A 17078-nucleotide genomic window follows, 5' to 3' on the forward strand; every position below is an offset into this window, starting at 1 on the left:
AAGGGTCCGGTGTCAGAGCGGTTCGTGGACGGTGCGCACGGCGTGGTCGGCGGCGAACTTGCCGGCGAAGGCGTCGTTGAGCCAATCGGCGAGCCAGGGGATGAGGTGGGCCATCACTCCGCCGAGCGGGTGATATTCGTTCTCGAAGAGCCACATCTCCTTGGGCCCCGCGAGCTCGCAGAAGAAGCGGTCGGCTCCCTCGACGGGGCAGAGAAAGTCGCAATCGCCCTGGGTGATGAGGGTGGGGCAGGTGATCTTCGCGCCGACGCACGAGAGCCCCATCCGGGCGGCCATGCGGTCGAAGTCGTCCTCGTCCTCGATGCCGGCCATGTACATGAAGTTGGCCTTGAAGCTCGGCGGCGCGAGCTCGAAGATCGGCGTCATCGAATAGAGCACGCCCATGATGCCGGCGCAGGCCTTCACGCGGTCGTCGTGGGCGGCCACCATCGGCGCCCAGTAGGAGCCGAAGCTCGCGCCCGACACGGCGATGCGCCCGGCGTCGATCTCCTCGCGCGCCACCAGCCAGTCGATCGCCGCCTTGCCGGCCTTGACGTACTTCTCGTCGGTGACGGTGCAGCCCTTCACCCGCGTCTCACCCTGACCGGGACCGTCGAGGCTGAGGACGGCGAGGCCGCGCTTGGCGAAGGCGTTGTTCTGAACGTCGGGGAACTCTTCCTTGAACATGTCCATGCCGGGGAAGAACACCACCGCGGGCACCGGCCCCGTCCGTTCTGGCGGCAGGTGGAGCACGCCGTAGACGGTCTCGCCCTCGACATCGAGGGCGACGCGCTCGATGGCGCCGTCGGAGGAGGCGACCACCTTCTCGAAGGCGGCGACGCACTTGTCGTAGAGCGCGCGCTTCTCGTCGGTGTCGCGCAGGATCGACCATTGGCCGCGGCCATAGTAGATCGACGCGCGATAGTAGAATTCCCGTGCCGTGACGGTGTGGCCGCGGGCCTCAGCGGTCTGCGCCATCGCTTCGAGTTGGGCGGCCGTCTTCGCCCACTCGCGGGCGTTCTGGCGGAACGTCTGGACCCGCTCCATGGTCCGCTCCACCTCGGCGTAGCGGTAGCCGCGCTCCAGGCGAAAGCCGAGGGCGCCGGGGAAGAGAAGGTCGTGACCGGCAATCCGGAAGAGCTGGTCCATCACCCATTGCTGACCGCTTCTGCGGATCATGCCGATCACTCCGTGTCTTTCTGGATGGTCAGGCGGCCGCCGGCAGCCCCTTGGCGACGCTGATGACCTTGTGCGAGGGCACCACCCAGGCGAGCGCCGCCTCGATGAGGGCGACGGCGCGCGCGTGATAGTCGGGTCCGTTCATGGAGGCGCAGACGTCGTCCATCAGCACCACGCGATAGTCGCGGTTGAACGCCTCGAAGCAGGTGCACAGCACGCAGTTGTTGGTGTTGACGCCCGCCACCACCAGCGTGTCGACCTTGAGGTTGCGCAGCAGCATGTCGAGGTCGGTGCCGTGGAAGGGGCTGTAGCGGTGCTTGAACACCGTGTGCTCGCCGGGCCGGGGGGCGAGAGCGGGCACGATCTCGGTCACCGGCGAGCCCTCGATCGCCATCGACTTGCGCTTCTTGCCGAGACCCGGAATGGCGCTCGCCTGCTGCGCCTTCCAGAACGGGTTGTGGTTGTCGACGATCGTGCCGCTCGCCGGGTCGTAGCGGTGATGGGTGCGCACGAAGATCACCGGTCGGCCGGCGAGAGCCCACGCCTCGCGCACCTCCGCGGCGCGGGCGATGATGCGGTCCGCCTCGGACTTTTCCACCAGCAGGTGGCCGATCTCGTGGTCGAGGTGGGAGCGGTTCATGTCGACGAGGAGGAGGGCGCTCGAGGCGAGCCAGGCCGGGTCGAAGTCGTGCATCGTCATGCCATCACCTTATAGAGCTCGCGGCTCACCTCCCGCACCGTCTCGTGGAACGCGTCGGTGAGGCGGGTCTCGCGGTCGCGCGGGCGGGGGATCGAGACGTCGAAGATCTGGTGGATACGGCCGGGGCGGGCGGCCATCAGCACCACCTTGTCGGACAGGAGCACCGCCTCCTCCAGCGAGTGGGTGACGAACAGCACGGTCTTCCTGTAGCGGGACCAGACGCGCAGGAGTTCGACCGCCATCCGCTCGCGGGTGATCTCGTCGAGCGCGGCGAAGGGCTCGTCCATCAACAGGATGTTGGGGTCGAGGGCGAGCGCGCGGGCGAGCGCCACGCGCTGCTGCATGCCGCCGGAGAGCTCGCTCGGCCGCTTGTCCTCGAAGCCCTCGAGACCGACGACCGAGAGGAGCTCGTCGACGTCGAGGACGGCCCGATCGGCGGCGAGGCCGCGGCCCTTCACGATGCGGCGCAAGAGCGAGACGTTGTCGCGCGCCTTGAGCCAGGGCATCAGATTGGCTTGCTGGAAGACGAAGCCGACGCGGCCCTCCTCGCGCATCGCCGACGGTGGCCGGCCGCCGATCGCGACGTGGCCGCTCGTCGGCCGCAACAGGTCGGCGACGACCTTGAGGAGCGTCGATTTTCCGCAGCCGGACGGGCCGACGAGGGAAACGAAGGAGCCTTCCTCCACCTCGAGGTCGACGGCCTCCACCGCGGTGACGGCACGGCTCGCGTCGCCGACGCCGTAGACCACGCGCAGGTCGCGGATCGAGATGGCGGACGAGGAGCCGGCGTCGGCGGTGGTTGGGGCGGCGGCGGGTTCGGCGATGGACATGTCAGTGGCCACGGTTGGCCGGGCGCGCCGCGGCGCGGCCCGGCGGATGGGGGCGCGGGCGCCTCAGCTTCCCGAGCCCTGGAGCTGCTTGGCGAGTGCGGCGGACTCCGGCAGCTTCTCCACGATCGCGTTGGTGAAGAGATCCTCGGGCGCGGGCTTGGTGTCGAGGAAGCCGGCCCCGTCGAGAATGTCGATCGACGACGCCCACTTGTCGGCGTACATCTTACCGAAATTGTCCTTGTAGTCTGGCGACTTGTAGAGGTCGAAGATGATCTCGCTCTTCTTCGTCTCGAGGTCGAGATCGCGGTCCGGCGAGACCTTGATGATCTCCTCGACGGCGGCGCGATTGTTCTCGTCGGCCCACATGTAGCTCTTCAGCACCGCGCGGGCGAAGCGCTCCACGAGGTCGGGGTCGTCGGCGAGGAGGCTCTCGCTGGTGTAGAACACGGTGCCGTAGAACTTCACGCCATAGTCGGAGAGCGCCATCACGTTGGTGGGATAGCCGCGCATCTCCATGGTGAGCGCCTGGCCGAAGGAGTAGCCGAAGAGGGCGTCGACCTGGCCGGCGGCAAGCATCTGCTGCTCGGCGCCGCGCGACACCACCACGAACTCCACGTCGTCGAGCGTCAGTCCGCCGGCCTTGAAGAGCGGCTCCACGAGGCCCTTCACGTTGGTCTGGAACCAGGAGAGCTTCTTGCCCTTCATCTCCTCGGGCGTGTCGATGCCGCTCTCCTTGAGGGTGATCACGGAGAAGGGGGTGTCGGGCTCGTCGGCCATGAAGGCGATGACGGGCAGGCCCGAGGCGCGCGCCTTGATGAAGGAGTCGGCGTTGGCGAGGCCGAACTCCTCCCGCCCGGTGCCGATGAACACCTCGTTCTGCTGGCCGGCGGAGGGCGGACGAATGGTGAGGTTGATGCCTTCGTCCTCGAAGAACCCCTGCTTCAGCCCGCCGTAGAGTGGCGCGTGCATGCCCCAGGGGGTGAAGTTGATCCGCAGCGTTACGTCGTCCATCGCCGCCGCGGCGTCGATGGCGCCGAGCGAGACCAGGGCGGAGAGGGCACCTGCGGTGGCGGCGCGGGACAGCGTCTTGAGAAGGGCCATATCGTCCTCTTCGATTGGCTCGCCGACGAGCGAGCGCGTCAGATGTTGGTGCTGGTCTGGCTGTCGACCTTCCAGGAAATCCGGCGTTCCACCCACGACATGGAGGTAAAGAAGACGGTGCCGATGACCGCGAGCACGATCACGGCCGCGAAGGAGCGGGCGGTGTTGAAGTTGAAGCTGCCGGACAGCACGAGGTAGCCGATGCCGTTGGAGGCGGCGAGCCACTCCGCGACGATGGCGCCGAGCACCGAAAGGGTGGTGGCGATCCTGAGGCCGGCGAAGATGTAGGGGATGGCGTAGGGCAGGCGCAGCATGAAGAGAGTCTGCCGCTCGTTGGCGGCGACCGAGCGGAACACGTCCGTCAGCCCCTGATCGACCTGCTTGAAGCCGGCCATGGTGTTGATGACGATGGGAAAGAAGGCGATCGAGGCGACCACGAGGATCTTCGAGCCCATGCCCGCGCCGACCCAGACGAGGATCAGCGGCGCGATGGCGATCTTGGGCACGCTCTGGAGCGCCACGAAGATCGGCATGATGATCGCCTCCACCACGCGGAAGCGGATCATCAGCGCCGAGATCGACAGGGCGAAGACGACGGCCGCGAAGTAGCCGCTGACGATCGAGCCGATGGTGGAGAGGGCATGCATCTGGATGAGCCCCCACTCGTTGTACATCAGCGTGACGATGGCGAGCGGCGAGGGCAGCAGGAAGGGCGGAATCTCGAAGGCGTCGACCGAGACCTGCCAGATCGCGATGAGGAGGGCGACGAAGAGGAGCGGCGCGAGGCGCAGCGCCAACGGCGACGTGAGGAGGCGCCGACGCGGCTTGGCGGCGTCGGCGGCGGGGCTCAGGGCATCGTCGGCGGTGGACAGCGTCATCCTACCTCCTGCGGGTGAGGACGCGGCGCAGCGACTGCAGCCCGAAGCGGCTATGCGCGATCGCCACCTTGCGCAGCCGGTCGAGCTCGCCCGCCCGGATGGCAGCGACGATCTCCTCGTGCTGACCGAGGGAGACGCGGGTGTGACCCGGGTCGAGGCGATGGACGATCCGCCCCCATTCCGCCTTGTCCCAGAGGTTGTCGATGAGATCGGCGAGGTGGCGGTTCGGGCAGTGGGCGAGGATCGCGGAATGGAAGGCGCGGTTGAGCCGGGAATAGCCGTCGCCGTCGTCGGCAAGGCTCAGCGACGACATCTTGCCCAGCATGATTTCGAGCCGCTCGATGCCGGCGTGATCGATCTTCTGGGCGGCGAGGCAGGTGGCCTCCGGCTCCAAGAGGGCGCGCGCTTCGGTGAGATGGATGATGTCGTCGACGCTGACGTCGGCCACCCGCGCGCCGCCGTGCGGCACGAAGATGATCAGCTTGTCCGATTCCAGGAGGCGCATCGCCTCGCGCGCCGGAATGGCGCTGCAGTCGAACTCCTCGGCGAGCATGCGCAAGGTGATGCGCTCGCCCGGTGCGAGATAGCCTTCGACGATGCGGGTGCGCACCGAGTCGGCGATGATGGCGGACTTGGTGCGTCCGTCCACCGGTGGCGGGGCGAGCGCCGCCGCCGGGGGCTGCGGGCGGCGCGGGGAGGGCGACGGCGTGTCGATCATTCGGCTCCGCTCCGTCCGTTCATGTCACAATCGATGGGCTCGAATGCGCCGTCCCGATCGGCCCATCCAACAGATCATATACAATCAACGTCTGATAGATACCGTCAAGTGGGGATCCCGCACCGCAGGCGGCGAAGATTTGGGCGCTAATTGACCAAACCGCAGGCAAATCCCGCTAGGGCGAGCAGAGGATTGCCAGATTCCAGAATGCCGTGCGGGCGGCCCGCGGGTCAATCCGTCGGCCGCCCGGCGTGCCGCCTTGCCGGCGGGTCGCGCCGCTCAGAACTGGGCGGTGATGGCGATCGCGACCACCGCGACCATCGCGAACGCCATCACGAAGTTGATCGCGCGATTGGCGGTTTCGGAGAGGTCGAGCCGGCGCAGCGTCACGCCGAGGAACAGCCAGGCGATGTGGATCGGGATCCAGATGGCGGCCATGATGAGGGCCTTGACGAGCACCTCGGTCGCGGGCGCCTGCGGCATGAAGGCGAAGCCGGAGAAGAGGGCGGTGTTGACCGCATAGGCCTTGGGGTTGATGGGCTGGAACACCACGCCGTTCCAGAAGCCCGGCGGCGACTCGCGGTGGATGAAGGCGATGCGGCTGCCGGCGAGCGCGATCTTGGCCGCGAGGTAGAGGAGATAGCTGACCGATCCCCACAAGAGCAGCATGCGCAGCCAGGGAAGCGCCAGCGCGAGGGCGGCGATGCCGGAGACGACGAGCCCCACGACCAGATAGTTGCCGACGAAGAGGCCGGCCACGTAGGCCCCGCCCGCCCGCGCGCCGTAGGCGGAGCCGACGCCCGCGGCCGACAGGACCCCCGGCCCCGGGGTCCCCATGAGAAAGACGATGGCCGCAGCGAATTCAAGCATCGACATACCGAGCGGGTGCGCAGCGATGCCGGCGGCTCCGCCGAGACGGTGCCCGCCGACCATCGTTGGCAGAGGACCATGCCGCGAGCGGACGCTCGGGCGAGATTGACTGGCTAGCAGCCGCCGCGCGCCGCTTCAACGTTCGCCGTCGACCCCTCTCAGGCGTTCGGGCCGGCGCCGGGGATGCCGGCGAAGGAGCGGGCGAGGGCGAGCGGCGTGCGGGCGGCCTCCGCGAGCGTCGCCGGGTCGGGCGCGAAGCCGATGCCGGGGCCTTCGTCGAGGCCGACCGTGCCGTCGGTGACGGGCACGGAGGTCCCGCCGCGCAGCGCGTCGTAGAGCGGGCTCTCGCCGACCTGCCGCTCCAGGACGAGGAAGGAGGGGAGCGCCGCCGCCACCTGCCGCGACAGCGCGTCGAGCACCGGCCCCGCCGGGTTGTGGAGACTCGCATGGAGGCCGGCGGCAACGGCGAGGCGCAGGATCGCGAGGCCGTCGAGGATGCCAGTCTCGCGCAGGTCGGGCAGCATGACGTCGTGCCCGCCTTCGGCGACGAAGCGGCGGGCGTCCGCGAGGGTCGCGATGGCTTCGCCGCCCGCGACCATCATGCCGGCGCGGTGGGCGGCATCGCGCACGGCACGCCGATCCTCGGCGGGGCAGTCTGGATCGAGAGGGTCCTCGATCCAGACGAGATCGAGCGCCGCGACGGCGGCGACGACGCGCTCGGCCATCGGCCGGTTGAAGCGGCCGTGGCAGTCGACGCGGATGCCGACCTCCGGCCCGACGGCCTCGCGCACGGCGGCGATGCGGGCGAGCCCCGCCGCGAGGGCGTCCGCGTTCGCCTCGCGCCACCGCACCCCGTCGAATGGGGCGATCTTGATCTCGCGATAGCCCTCGGTGGCGACGATCTCCCGCGCCCGGCGGCCGAAGCCCTCCGGCGAGCGATCGAGCGTGCCGCGGTTGATGTTGGCGTAGGCGGGGATGCGCGGCCGGTAGGGGCCGCCGAGGAGGGCGCAGAGGGGAAGCCCCGCCCGCCGCGCGAGCCCGTCGAGAAGCGCGCCTTCGAGCCCGCTCTTCAGCACCGCTCGCGCCGGGGGCGTGCCCACCTGGTGGAGCACGGCGAGCACCGGGCCGACGACGGGAAGGCCCTCGCCGAGCGCCGCATCGAACGCCGCGACCTCGGCGACGACGGCGGCCTCCTCGCCGAACAGCGAAGCCTCCCCATAGCCGACGGTGCCGTCCTCGAGGGCGGCTTCGAGGACGATCCACGCCGTCTTCGCCGAGACCGGCACGGTGTGGGAGCGGAGGCGGACGAGGCGCGGCGTCATCGGGTCAGCGCGCCGCGCTCATCCAGTCGCGGGTGTGGTAGTTGCTGTCGATCAGCCAGTCGCGCAGAACGCCCAGCATCTCTTGCTTGATCGCCTGATGGGCGGGCGAATCCCACAGCGTGTCCACCTCCTTGGGATCGGCCTCGAGGTCGAAGAGCTGCCCTTCCTCGATCCCCTTGAAGTAGACGAGCTTGTAGCGGCTCGAGCGCACCATGGTGATGAAGGAGGTGCCGGTGAGGTTCACGTCGCCCGCCTGCTCGCAGAACACGTAGTCTCGCGGCGTCCAGGCGCGCCCCTCCATGGCGGGAAGCAGCGAGCGGGCCTCGAAGCTCTCCGGCACCGTGACGCCGGCGAGCTCCAGGATGGCGGGGCCGAGATCGAAGAGCTGGCAGAGCCGATCCTCCCGCTTGCCCGCCCCGAAGCGGCCGGGCGACCAGGCGATCAGCGGCACGCGGGTGATCTCCTCGTACATCGACCATTTCTGGATCTGGCCGTGGTCGCCCATGCAGTCGCCGTGGTCGGAGGCGAAGAACACCACGGCGTTGTCGAGATAGCCGCGCGCCTTCAGCGAGGCGAGGAGCTCGCCGATCTTGGCGTCGATCATCGTAACGTTGGCGAGATAGTGGGCCCACAGCCGCTGGAGCTGGTCGTCGGTAGGATCGAGCGACCAGACCACCGAATCGTGGTCCACCTCCACATTGTGGGCGCGCAGCTCCTTGAACGGCGTCGGCAGCCGGTCGAGCTCGTCCCTTGTCGGCTTCGGCAGCGGCAGGTCGTTGCGGCCGAGATAGCGCTCGGCGAGGCCCGGCAGCGGGTCGTAGGGCGGGTGGGGGCCGGGAAAGCCCACCTGCAGGAACAGCGGCTGCGTCGGCGGGTAGGTGTCGACCCACCAGCGCGCCATGTTGCCGACGAAGACGTCGGAATGGAGATGCTCCGGCAGCTCCCACTCGAAGGCGCCGAGGCGCTCGCGATAGTCGGCCCGCTGGCGGTAGAGCTCGCGCTGCTGCTTAACGAGGCCGTGGGCGGCGAGCGCCTTGTCCCACTCGTCGAAGAACCAGCGCCCTTCCATGTAACGGTCCTTGTTCTCCACCACGTAGCGCTCGTGGAAGCCGGCCTTCGCATCGTAGGGGATGGTGTGCATCTTGCCGACATTGACGCAGCGGTAGCCGGCCTCGGCGAGCTGCTCCACCCAGGTATGGCGCCACGGCTGGCCGTTGCTGAGGACGCCCGTGGTGTGCGGGTAGTAGCCCTTGAAGAGGCTCGCCCGGCACGGCACGCACGAGGCGGCGGTGATGTGGCAGTTGGTGAAGATCGTCCCCTCGGTGACGAGACGGTCGAGGGTGGGCGTCTCCACATAGGGGTAGCCGAGCGCGGCGATCGAATCGTAGCGCTGCTGATCCGTCATGATGAGGATGATGTTGGGGCGGTCGATCATCGGCGGTCGGCTCCGTGGGACGTGGCGCGACGCCGGCGCAGCCGCTCGGTGATGAACGGCCAAGAGAGCGTCGCCATCGAAACGAAGAAGAAGACGGTGGCGAAGGGGCGGGTGAAGAGGGTGAAGGGGTCGCCGGCCGAGCTCATCAGCGCGGCGCGGAACTGCTCCTCGGCGATCGGGGCGAGCACGAAGCCGATCACGAAGGGTCCGAGTGGCACTTTGGCTCGCTCCAGGAAGTAGCCGATGGCGCCGAAGGCGAGCATCACCCACACGTCGAAGAAGCGGTTGTTGAGAGCGAAGGCGCCGACCACGCAGAACATCAGGATGGCGCTGACGAGATAGGGGCGCGGCAGGTACATCAGCCTGGCGATCCAGCGGATCGAGGCGAGCATGAACACCACCATCACGAGATTGGCCCCGAGATAGGAGGCGATGACGCCATAGGCCACCTCCGGATTGGTGGCGAAGAGGAGCGGCCCCGGCTGCAGATTGTGGATGATCAGCGCCCCGATCAGGATCGCCTCGGTGACCGACCCGGGGATGCCCATCGTGATGAGCGGGATGAGAGCGCCGCCGATCGAGGCGTTGTTGGCTGTCTCGGCCGCGACGACGCCGGGCTCGTGGCCGGTGCCGAACTTCTCCGGCTCGCGCGAGACCTGCCGGGCGGTGGCGTAGGCGAGCATCGCCGCGATGTTGGCGCCGATGCCGGGCAGGAGCCCCACCCAGGTGCCGATGACGGCCGAGCGCAGCGCGTTGGGCCCGTGCCGGCGCACGTCGCCGAGGCCCACCTTCACGCCGCGACCGACGTCGACGCGCGGCAGCGCCACGTCGATCGTGAGCACGTCCTTGATGATCTGGCTGACGGCGAAGGTGCCGATCAGAACCGGCAGGAGGTTGAGCCCGCCCGTCATGTCGTTGAAGCCGAAGGTGAGGCGGAGCTGGCCGATCGACGGGTCGATGCCGGGCATCGCGAAGAGCATGCCGAGGCAGGCGCCGATCAGGCCCTTGAGGAGCGAGCCTTGCGAGAGCGAGGCGAGCATCACCAGCGCCATCAGCACCAGGGTGAAATACTCCCACGGCCCGAAGGTGAGTGCGAGGCGGGCGAGCGGCGGGGAGAGGACGGCGAGGAAGCCCCACGAGACCAACCCGCCGAAGAAGGAGGCGGCGACGGCGAGGCCGAGCGCCCGCTCGCCCTCGCCGCGCTGGGCCATCGGGAAGGCGTCGAAGGTGGTCATGATCGAGGCCGGCGTGCCCGGCATCCGCAACAGCGTCGCCGCGATGAGACCGCCCGAGATCCCCCCGACATACTCGCCGATGAGCAGCGTCATGGCGTTGGTCGCGTCCATCTGGAAGGTGAGCGGCAGGGTGAGGGCGATCAGCATCGAGGCCGTGAGGCCGGGGATCGAGCCGATAACGATGCCGAGGGCGGTCCCGATGGCGAGATAGAGGAGCGGCCACGGGGCAATGAGGGCGACGTAGGCGTCAAGCATCCCGGGCGCTCACGGCAGGTCGATGTAGAAGAAGTGGGTGAAGAGGGCGTGGAGGCCGACCGCGAGGAGGGCGGCGAAGGCGAAGGCCGTCACGACGCGGCGGAGGGTGATCCCGGCGAGGGCGAGGGTCGCGAGGAAGAGATAGGCGATGGTCGCCGGGCGAAAGCCGACGAGGCGCCCGTCCATCGCGGCGACGTAGGCGAGGGTGAGGCCGCAAAGGACGAGAAGCCGCACCACGGCGCGCATCCCGACCCGCTCGCCCGCTGCCGTCGCGGGGGCCTCGGCGCCGATGAGGGTGCGGGCGGCGAGGAGCGCGCCGAGGAGCGCCATGATGGCGGAGATGCCACGGGGAAGGGCGGCCGAGCCCACCGGCTCGTAGCGCGGCGGGGGCAGGTCGGCGGTGGCGATCCACACGACCACCGCCACGAGGATCACGGCGGCGGCGAGGGCGAGGTCGCCGGCCGCCTGGCGCGAAGGGATCATGCGCGAGCGCTCCGGTGGGGTCACGGGCGTCAGCGGATCTCGGCCGCGATCTCCTTGAGGTCTTCGAGGAGGGCTTCGGATTCGGCCTGCGCCTCGTCGCCGGGCGTCCAGTAGGCGTCGAGCGCGTTCTCGGCGAAATATTCCTGGATCGAGGGGTCCTCCATCGCCGTCTTCAGCGCTTCAGCGAGGATCGCGGCGTGCTCGGCCGGCATGTCGGCCGGGGCGAGCCACCAGTTGGGGTTGGCCCAGGTGACGTCGTAGCCGAGCTCCTTGGCGGTCGGCACGTCGGGGATGTTGTCGATCCGGTTCGGGCCGAAGAAGACGACGGCGTCGAGACCGCCCGCCACGTCCTTGGCGTTGAGATATTCGGAGGCGGCGAAGAGGGCGATGTCGGCGTTGCCGCCGGCGATCATCTTGAGCCGGTCGGCGCCGCTGTTGGCCTGCACCTTGCGCGTCTCGAAGCCGGCCTCCTTGGCGAGGAGGGCGCCGACGAAGTGGGGGATCGAGCCGATGCCGATCGCTTCCACGAGGCTGCCGGGTTCCTCCTTCAGCTTGTCGACCACGTCGGCGAGCGTTTCGTAGCCGGAATCGGCGCGCACGGCCCACACCGGGCTGCCCCCGCCGGTGAAGCCGATGGATGTGAACGCGTCCGGCCCGAAGTCGATCAGCCCCATTGCGTTGGCGATGAGCATCTGGTGGTGCCAGTGGAGGACGGTGTGACCGTCGTCCGCGTCGAGCGCGGCGCGTCCGGCGATGGCGCCGCCGCCACCATCCATGTTCACGATCACGAGGGGATGCGGCAGGAGGCCCTTTTCCTCGATCACCTTGCCGAGAAGGCGGGCGACCACGTCGGTGCGTCCGCCGGGCTTGAAGGGGACGATGACGCGGATCGGCTTTTGCGGCCAGGCCTCCTGCGCCGATGCGGTGCCGCCGGCGACGAGCGGGGCGGCGAGAGAGAGTGCGGCGGCGAGCGACAGGGCAAGGCCGCGTCGGAGCGCGGAACGGCGGGTCGGCGACATGGGATCCTCCCGAAATCTTATCCTTGTTGGGCGGGACGCTAGCACCCGGCAAGGAATTGGTCCAACCAAAATCGGTGACGTCTATCCGCTGGCCTTCGCCTTGGTGCGGGGCGCCACCATCGGGTCAGCGTCCGTCGCTTCCGCGCCGTAGCGCAGGAAGCGTTCGATGATCGTGTCGATGTGTCGTTCCATCGCCGCCCGCGCAGGCTGCGCCTGGCGCGCCTCCAGGAAGGCGGCGATTTCGAGATGCTGCTGGCTCGAGCGCGTGCGGTTCTCGGTGGAGCGGGTGCCCTCATACCAGCTCTTCCACAGTGGCCCGTCGCGCTGGTCCCACAGCGCCACCACGAGCTCGGCGAGCACCGAGTTGCCGCAGGCGTGGGCGATGTGGACGTGGAAGGCGCGATCGATCCGCTGAAAGGTGACGAGATCGTTCTGGTCGATGGCGGCGAGGCGGCGTGCCGCGTCGACGATCACCGCGAGCTCGGCGTGGCTTGCCCGCAGGGCGGTGCGGTAGGTCGCCTCGCCCTCGATCAGGCGGCGCGCTTCCAGAACCTCGTAGGGGCCGGGCAGGTCGGCGAAGGCGGGCAGCGCCACCGTCGCCTCCGGCTCGCGGACATAGACGCCGGCCCTGTCGCGAATCTCCAGCCGCCCGGCGAACTCCAGCGCCAGAAGCGCCTCGCGCAGCGAGGTGCGGCTGACGCCGAAGCGGGTGGCGAGCACGCGCTCCGGCGGCAGCCGGTCGCCCGGTTTCCACACGCCGGCGTCGAGCTCCCTCTGAAGGTCGGCGGCGATCGTCTGGTAGAGCTTCACCGTCATCGGCTCGATGTCTCCGGGTCGTGTCATGCGTTGGTACGACCAGTTTACACGCTTCCCGCGCAAACTTCTCCCTCCCGCGCCACCCAGGCGGCGATGGCGACGCGGTCGGGCGACAGGCCGAGGCCGGGCGCGTCGGCGAGCGGCCAGCGCCCGTCGACGAGCCCCGGCAAGGGACCGGCGAGAACGGAGCGGAGCGGATTGTCGTTGACGTCGGTCTCGAGCACCCCGTCGCCGCCCGAGGCGGCGAGGAGGTGGGCGGCTCCGGTGAGGCCGATCGCCCCCGCGAGATGGTGGGGGCAGAAGCGTCGCCCCGCGCCGAGCGCCCGGCGCGCGACCTTGAGGCCGCCCGAGAGGCCGCCCCACTTGCCGGCGTCGGGCTGGGCGACGGAGAGCCAGCCCTCCGCGAGCGCCGCGACGAACGTCGCAAGGCCACGCATGTTCTCCCCCGCGGCGAGCGGCACGCCGACCGAGGCGACGCGCTTCCAGTCCGCCGGGGTGGCGTCGGCGGGAAGCGGCTCCTCCAGCCAGCGCGGCCCGAGCGGGGCGAGCGCCTCGGCCATCTGGCAGGCCTCCTCCACGCTCCATGCCTGGTTGGCGTCGACCACGAAGACCTCGCCCGGCCGCAGGCAGCGGGCGACGGCGGCGGCGTTCTCGAGGTCGCGCTCGCGGCCGAAGCCCACCTTCAGCTTGAAGGCGCGGAAGCCCACCGCCTGCGCCGCCCGCACCGTCTCGTCCGGGCGGGTGGGGTTGATGCCACTCGCATAGGCGGGCACGGCATCGACGGTGGAACCCATCAGGCGATGGGTGGGAACACCCGCCCGCCGCCCGGCGAGGTCCCACAGCGCCATGTCGAAGCCGCCGAGCACCTGGGCGAGCGGACCGAACTCGCCGGTCTGCAGCGAGAGGGTGTGGAGGCGCCGCTCCAGTGCGGCCGCGGCCTCGGCCGGGACGAGCGGCTGCGACAGCACCAGCGGGGCGATGATGCGCTCCATCAGCAACGCCCGATGCTCGGCGCCGAAGGTGGGGAAGTTGCACCACACCTCGCCCCACCCGACGGCGCCCTCGGCGTCCTCGAGGCGGACAAGAAGCGTCACGCGAGCGTCCATCCGCCCGCCGAACGCCGTCGGGATCGGCTCGGCGAGGGGCACGCGCAGCACCATCGTCGCGACGCGCCGCAGCGTGATGGGCTCGATATCCGTCGCTGTCATCGTTCGTTCCTCACGATCGCGCCGAGCGCGGCGAGCTTCTCGTCGGAGAGATAGCCGTAGCGGTTGATCCACATGCGCCCCTCGGCGGCCTCGAAGGCGACGCGGGCGCGCCGGGCGACGTCGTCCACCGGCCCGTAGCCGTGGGCGAAGGCGGCGATCGGCACCCGGCCGGCGACGGCGCGGCGGGCGGCGGCGATCTTGCCGGCCATCGCGGCGTCGCCCGCACTGTGGGGCACGTCGGGCTCGGGATAGACGAGCGCGTCGAGGCTCGTCTCGCCGCTGCCGGTGCCCGTCAGCGCGACGAGCGCCATCGCGAGAGCGCGGTCGGAGACAGCGCTCCCCGACATCGCCGTGCCCCAGTCCCTGAGGATCATCGGCCAGTGCATCGTATAGAGCTTCACCCCGATCTCCGTGGCGAGGGGGGCGATCGCGGCGAAGTCGAAGCCGGACACGATGGTGAAGGGCGGCGGGAAGGCCTGCGGCAGGAGGCCGATCGAGGCGGGCAGCGCCTCCCGCCAGCGCGCGACGAGATCGTGCGGCAGCCGCCGCTTCAGGACGAGGAGGTCGGCAACGCCCGCGAAGCGCTCGGCGAGGAGGGCGTACCAGCGCACCGGCGAGGGGTCGGCCACCACCTCTTCGAGGCCGCCGTCGGTCAGCCCCCCGGTGAGGATCGCCTTCAGCGCCAGCGCGTCGCGGCGCATCCGAGCGACGTCGATGCCCATCTCCATCGCAACCGCCACGGCGTGGGGGGAGAAGTCGAAGAACAGGGCGTCGAACTGGTAGGGCGGCATCTCCGGCCAGTCGATGCGCAGGACGTCGATCTGCGGATAGGCGCGGGCGAGATCCTTGGCGAGCGCCGCGGCGTAGGCGAGGATTTCGGGCGCGGCGAGGCTGGCGTTGAGGTCGACGCGGTCGGGCACCGGGGCGCCGTCGGGGCCGAGCGGCTGGTCCTCGGGGCGCGGGCCGCCGAACTGCACGCGGTAGCCCGGCGGGATCGCGGACTGCACCTGGAGGTGCACCTTGAGCCCGCGCGCCTTCGCCGCCGCGATGAAGTCGGCCACCACGTGGCCCTCCCGCTCGGTGAGGCTGTCGGGGGCGGGGGGCTGGTAGGCGAGGCCCTCATAGAGCGCGCGGTCGGGAATGAAGCTCGGCGCGGTGCGCACGTGGAGCGAGCGGCGGCCCCAGAGCGGACGGTCGAGGAGGCGCACCTTGCCCGCGCCACCGTCGGCGGGCGGCTCGCGCGAGCCGGCACCGTCGGCCATCGGCTCCATCACGTAGGGGCTGGTGGCGACCGCGGTCGCGCCCGCCGCCTGGAGATTGTCGAGCACCCGCTCGATACCCTCCGCCTGCGCCCACTCCGGCAGGACGGTGATGCCGAACTCCATCAGCCCGCTCCCACTACGTTGGCGGGATCGTCGAGCGGGGGCTCAGGATAGTGGAGCCCGCGCTGGCCGGAGAGGCCGCGATTGGGCACCGGCACGTAGCGTTCGGCCGGCGTGCCGACGAGGCGGCCGGCCTCGGCGAGCCCGCCGTCGACGCCATAGAGCTCGCCGATGAGGCGTTCGGTGAGGCGGGCCTCCACCGCGCCGTAGGCGGGGTCGCCGGCGCGGTCGACGCGCTCGTCGGGGTCCTCTTCGAGGTCGAAGAGCTGCACCACGTTGCCGGTCGGATACCAGATCAGCTTGTGCCGGCCGTCGTGCATCATGCGCGTCGCGCGCGACCCCTCGAGCGCCTCGCCGTAGAGGGTCTCGCGGCGCGCCTCGCCGGTCATCGGCAACCCGTCGCAGGTCTGCGGCACGTGCACTCCGGCAAGGTCGAGGAGGGTGGGCATCACGTCCTGCAGACCGACGAGGCGCATGTCGGTGGTGCCGGGCGCGACGCGGCGATCGCCCTTCGCCGGGATCAGGATCATCGGCACGTTGGCCGAGCCCTCGTACATCAGCCGCTTGGCGTAGAGGCCGAAGTCTCCCAGCATGTCGCCGTGGTCGCCGCAGAAGAGGATGATCGTGTCGTCGAGCACGGCCTCCTCGCGCAGGGTGCCGATCACGAGGCGCAGCTGGGCGTCGATGTGGGTGCAGAGGGCGTAGAAGGCGCGCCGCACGTCGGCGAGGCGGTCGGACGGGAGCTGGTCCCAGTAGCCGCGCACCGCCTGGAGGGCATAGGGCACGTCGTCGCCCCAGGGGGCGCTGAGGGCGGCGGGCATCTCGCGCCGCGTGTAGCGCTCCAGATAGGCCGCGAGCGGCACGATGGGCGGATGCGGCTGGGTGTAGGAGAGGTGCCAGAAGGCGGGCCGCGTCGGGTCGCGCCGCTTGATGGTGCGGCACATCGCGAACGTCGTCCAGTTGGTGACGTGGCAGTCCTCCGGCAGGTGCCAGGTGCGCCAGCCATAGTCGTTGTTCGACATGCCGTGCATGAACTGCTTGCCGGTGAAGCCGCGATCGCTGAGGTAGAGGTCGTGATCGTCGACGGCGCCGAGCTGCGGGCGCCCTTCCTCGGCGATCAGCGCCTCTTCGAAGCCGATGCGGGCGCGCGGCGGGAAGGCGTGGATCTTGCCCACCGCCGCCGTCTGGTAGCCCGCGGCCTGGAAGGTGCCGGCGAGGGTGGGCAGGTCGGGCATCGGCGCGGCCGGCTGAAACAGGCGGTCGCCGTGGGTGCGGGGGCTGGTGCCGGTCATCAGCGTGCGGCGCGCCGGAATGCAGATCGGGCACTCCGAGTAGGCCCGCGGATAGATCGCCCCGTTGCGCGCCAGCTGGTCGATGGTCGGCGTTTCGATGGCGTGATGTCCCCGGTAGCCGAACAGATGTCCGGGCCACTGGTCGACCGCAATCAGCAGCACATTCGGCCGCTTCTCGGTCATATTCATGCTGTTTCTCCCGTGCGGCGCCGCTTTACCGGGCTTGTCCTCGGCCGGGCGCTCCATTTATAGTGTGTTGGTCTAACCAACGAAAACACACGCGTCCACCGCCACTTACGGCGGGAGAGATGCGGACCGGGAGAGACGACCATGATGAGGCGCTGCGCGTTCACCGCGC

General features: G+C 69.8%; 16 protein-coding genes. All 16 read right to left on the reverse strand.

The features are described 5' to 3' along the window. Window positions 1–12: 12 nt before the first annotated feature. The gene (locus tag JCR33_RS02905; RefSeq protein ID WP_198880485.1) at window positions 13–1176 is read right to left on the reverse strand and encodes an alpha/beta hydrolase family protein; all 1164 of its coding nucleotides are present in this window, start codon (window positions 1174–1176) and stop codon (window positions 13–15) included. A gap of 28 nt (window positions 1177–1204) precedes the next feature. Then, entirely contained in the window at window positions 1205–1876 is a 672-nt protein-coding gene (locus JCR33_RS02910; protein ID WP_198880486.1) for a cysteine hydrolase family protein, read from the reverse strand. Then, on the reverse strand, window positions 1873–2706 hold the full coding sequence (locus JCR33_RS02915; RefSeq protein ID WP_198880487.1) for an ABC transporter ATP-binding protein: 834 nt from the start codon (window positions 2704–2706) through the stop codon (window positions 1873–1875). Before JCR33_RS02915 ends, JCR33_RS02910 begins: the two co-directional genes overlap by 4 nt. 63 nt (window positions 2707–2769) lie before the next feature. After that, window positions 2770–3807 (reverse strand): ABC transporter substrate-binding protein, encoded by a 1038-nt coding sequence (locus tag JCR33_RS02920; RefSeq protein ID WP_198880488.1) that lies wholly within the window; start codon window positions 3805–3807, stop codon window positions 2770–2772. A gap of 38 nt (window positions 3808–3845) precedes the next feature. Next, window positions 3846–4685 (reverse strand): ABC transporter permease, encoded by an 840-nt coding sequence (locus tag JCR33_RS02925; protein ID WP_198880489.1) that lies wholly within the window; start codon window positions 4683–4685, stop codon window positions 3846–3848. Window position 4686: 1 nt separating this feature from the next. Continuing rightward, complete coding sequence (locus tag JCR33_RS02930; RefSeq protein WP_198880490.1) at window positions 4687–5403, reverse strand: GntR family transcriptional regulator; 717 nt, start codon at window positions 5401–5403, stop codon at window positions 4687–4689. A 279-nt stretch (window positions 5404–5682) separates the two neighbouring features. Beyond that, the gene (locus JCR33_RS02935) at window positions 5683–6273 is read right to left on the reverse strand and encodes a LysE family translocator (protein ID WP_198880491.1); all 591 of its coding nucleotides are present in this window, start codon (window positions 6271–6273) and stop codon (window positions 5683–5685) included. 158 nt (window positions 6274–6431) lie between these two features. Beyond that, complete coding sequence (locus JCR33_RS02940; protein WP_198880492.1) at window positions 6432–7595, reverse strand: mandelate racemase/muconate lactonizing enzyme family protein; 1164 nt, start codon at window positions 7593–7595, stop codon at window positions 6432–6434. 4 nt (window positions 7596–7599) lie between these two features. Continuing rightward, window positions 7600–9030: a sulfatase family protein gene (locus JCR33_RS02945; RefSeq protein WP_198880493.1), complete on the reverse strand. Its 1431-nt coding sequence runs from the start codon at window positions 9028–9030 to the stop codon at window positions 7600–7602. Continuing rightward, window positions 9027–10520 (reverse strand): tripartite tricarboxylate transporter permease, encoded by a 1494-nt coding sequence (locus tag JCR33_RS02950; RefSeq protein ID WP_198880494.1) that lies wholly within the window; start codon window positions 10518–10520, stop codon window positions 9027–9029. The genes JCR33_RS02945 and JCR33_RS02950 overlap by 4 nt, the downstream gene beginning before the upstream one ends. 9 nt (window positions 10521–10529) lie before the next feature. Then, window positions 10530–11003: a tripartite tricarboxylate transporter TctB family protein gene (locus tag JCR33_RS02955; RefSeq protein ID WP_198880495.1), complete on the reverse strand. Its 474-nt coding sequence runs from the start codon at window positions 11001–11003 to the stop codon at window positions 10530–10532. 29 nt (window positions 11004–11032) lie between these two features. Continuing rightward, window positions 11033–12022, reverse strand: a complete 990-nt coding sequence (locus JCR33_RS02960; protein ID WP_198880496.1) for a Bug family tripartite tricarboxylate transporter substrate binding protein — start codon at window positions 12020–12022, stop codon at window positions 11033–11035. An 81-nt stretch (window positions 12023–12103) separates the two neighbouring features. Beyond that, a complete protein-coding gene (locus JCR33_RS02965) occupies window positions 12104–12865 on the reverse strand; it encodes a FadR/GntR family transcriptional regulator (RefSeq protein ID WP_198880497.1) in 762 nt (253 codons plus the stop codon). A 17-nt stretch (window positions 12866–12882) separates the two neighbouring features. Next, window positions 12883–14046 carry a mandelate racemase/muconate lactonizing enzyme family protein gene (locus JCR33_RS02970; RefSeq protein WP_198880498.1) on the reverse strand — a complete coding sequence of 388 codons (1164 nt, stop codon included), beginning with the start codon at window positions 14044–14046 and terminating at the stop codon, window positions 12883–12885. Further along, a complete protein-coding gene (locus tag JCR33_RS02975; protein WP_198880499.1) occupies window positions 14043–15431 on the reverse strand; it encodes a hypothetical protein in 1389 nt (462 codons plus the stop codon). The genes JCR33_RS02970 and JCR33_RS02975 overlap by 4 nt, the downstream gene beginning before the upstream one ends. Beyond that, window positions 15431–16909 (reverse strand): sulfatase-like hydrolase/transferase, encoded by a 1479-nt coding sequence (locus JCR33_RS02980; RefSeq protein WP_211110011.1) that lies wholly within the window; start codon window positions 16907–16909, stop codon window positions 15431–15433. Before JCR33_RS02980 ends, JCR33_RS02975 begins: the two co-directional genes overlap by 1 nt. Between the last annotated feature and the right edge of the window lie 169 nt (window positions 16910–17078).

Source organism: Acuticoccus mangrovi (assembly GCF_016411865.1).
Lineage (GTDB): Bacteria > Pseudomonadota > Alphaproteobacteria > Rhizobiales > Amorphaceae > Acuticoccus > Acuticoccus mangrovi.

What these genes read in the sequence shown, in the direction of transcription:
- JCR33_RS02905 (WP_198880485.1), bottom strand. Translation starts at nt 1,176, where the DNA reads ATGATCCGCAGAAGCGGTCAGCAATGGGTGATGGACCAGCTCTTCCGG.
- JCR33_RS02910 (WP_198880486.1), bottom strand. Translation starts at nt 1,876, where the DNA reads ATGACGATGCACGACTTCGACCCGGCCTGGCTCGCCTCGAGCGCCCTC.
- JCR33_RS02915 (WP_198880487.1), bottom strand. Translation starts at nt 2,706, where the DNA reads ATGTCCATCGCCGAACCCGCCGCCGCCCCAACCACCGCCGACGCCGGC.
- JCR33_RS02920 (WP_198880488.1), bottom strand. Translation starts at nt 3,807, where the DNA reads ATGGCCCTTCTCAAGACGCTGTCCCGCGCCGCCACCGCAGGTGCCCTC.
- JCR33_RS02925 (WP_198880489.1), bottom strand. Translation starts at nt 4,685, where the DNA reads ATGACGCTGTCCACCGCCGACGATGCCCTGAGCCCCGCCGCCGACGCC.
- JCR33_RS02930 (WP_198880490.1), bottom strand. Translation starts at nt 5,403, where the DNA reads ATGATCGACACGCCGTCGCCCTCCCCGCGCCGCCCGCAGCCCCCGGCG.
- JCR33_RS02935 (WP_198880491.1), bottom strand. Translation starts at nt 6,273, where the DNA reads ATGCTTGAATTCGCTGCGGCCATCGTCTTTCTCATGGGGACCCCGGGG.
- JCR33_RS02940 (WP_198880492.1), bottom strand. Translation starts at nt 7,595, where the DNA reads ATGACGCCGCGCCTCGTCCGCCTCCGCTCCCACACCGTGCCGGTCTCG.
- JCR33_RS02945 (WP_198880493.1), bottom strand. Translation starts at nt 9,030, where the DNA reads ATGATCGACCGCCCCAACATCATCCTCATCATGACGGATCAGCAGCGC.
- JCR33_RS02950 (WP_198880494.1), bottom strand. Translation starts at nt 10,520, where the DNA reads ATGCTTGACGCCTACGTCGCCCTCATTGCCCCGTGGCCGCTCCTCTAT.
- JCR33_RS02955 (WP_198880495.1), bottom strand. Translation starts at nt 11,003, where the DNA reads ATGATCCCTTCGCGCCAGGCGGCCGGCGACCTCGCCCTCGCCGCCGCC.
- JCR33_RS02960 (WP_198880496.1), bottom strand. Translation starts at nt 12,022, where the DNA reads ATGTCGCCGACCCGCCGTTCCGCGCTCCGACGCGGCCTTGCCCTGTCG.
- JCR33_RS02965 (WP_198880497.1), bottom strand. Translation starts at nt 12,865, where the DNA reads ATGACACGACCCGGAGACATCGAGCCGATGACGGTGAAGCTCTACCAG.
- JCR33_RS02970 (WP_198880498.1), bottom strand. Translation starts at nt 14,046, where the DNA reads ATGACAGCGACGGATATCGAGCCCATCACGCTGCGGCGCGTCGCGACG.
- JCR33_RS02975 (WP_198880499.1), bottom strand. Translation starts at nt 15,431, where the DNA reads ATGGAGTTCGGCATCACCGTCCTGCCGGAGTGGGCGCAGGCGGAGGGT.
- JCR33_RS02980 (WP_211110011.1), bottom strand. Translation starts at nt 16,909, where the DNA reads ATGAATATGACCGAGAAGCGGCCGAATGTGCTGCTGATTGCGGTCGAC.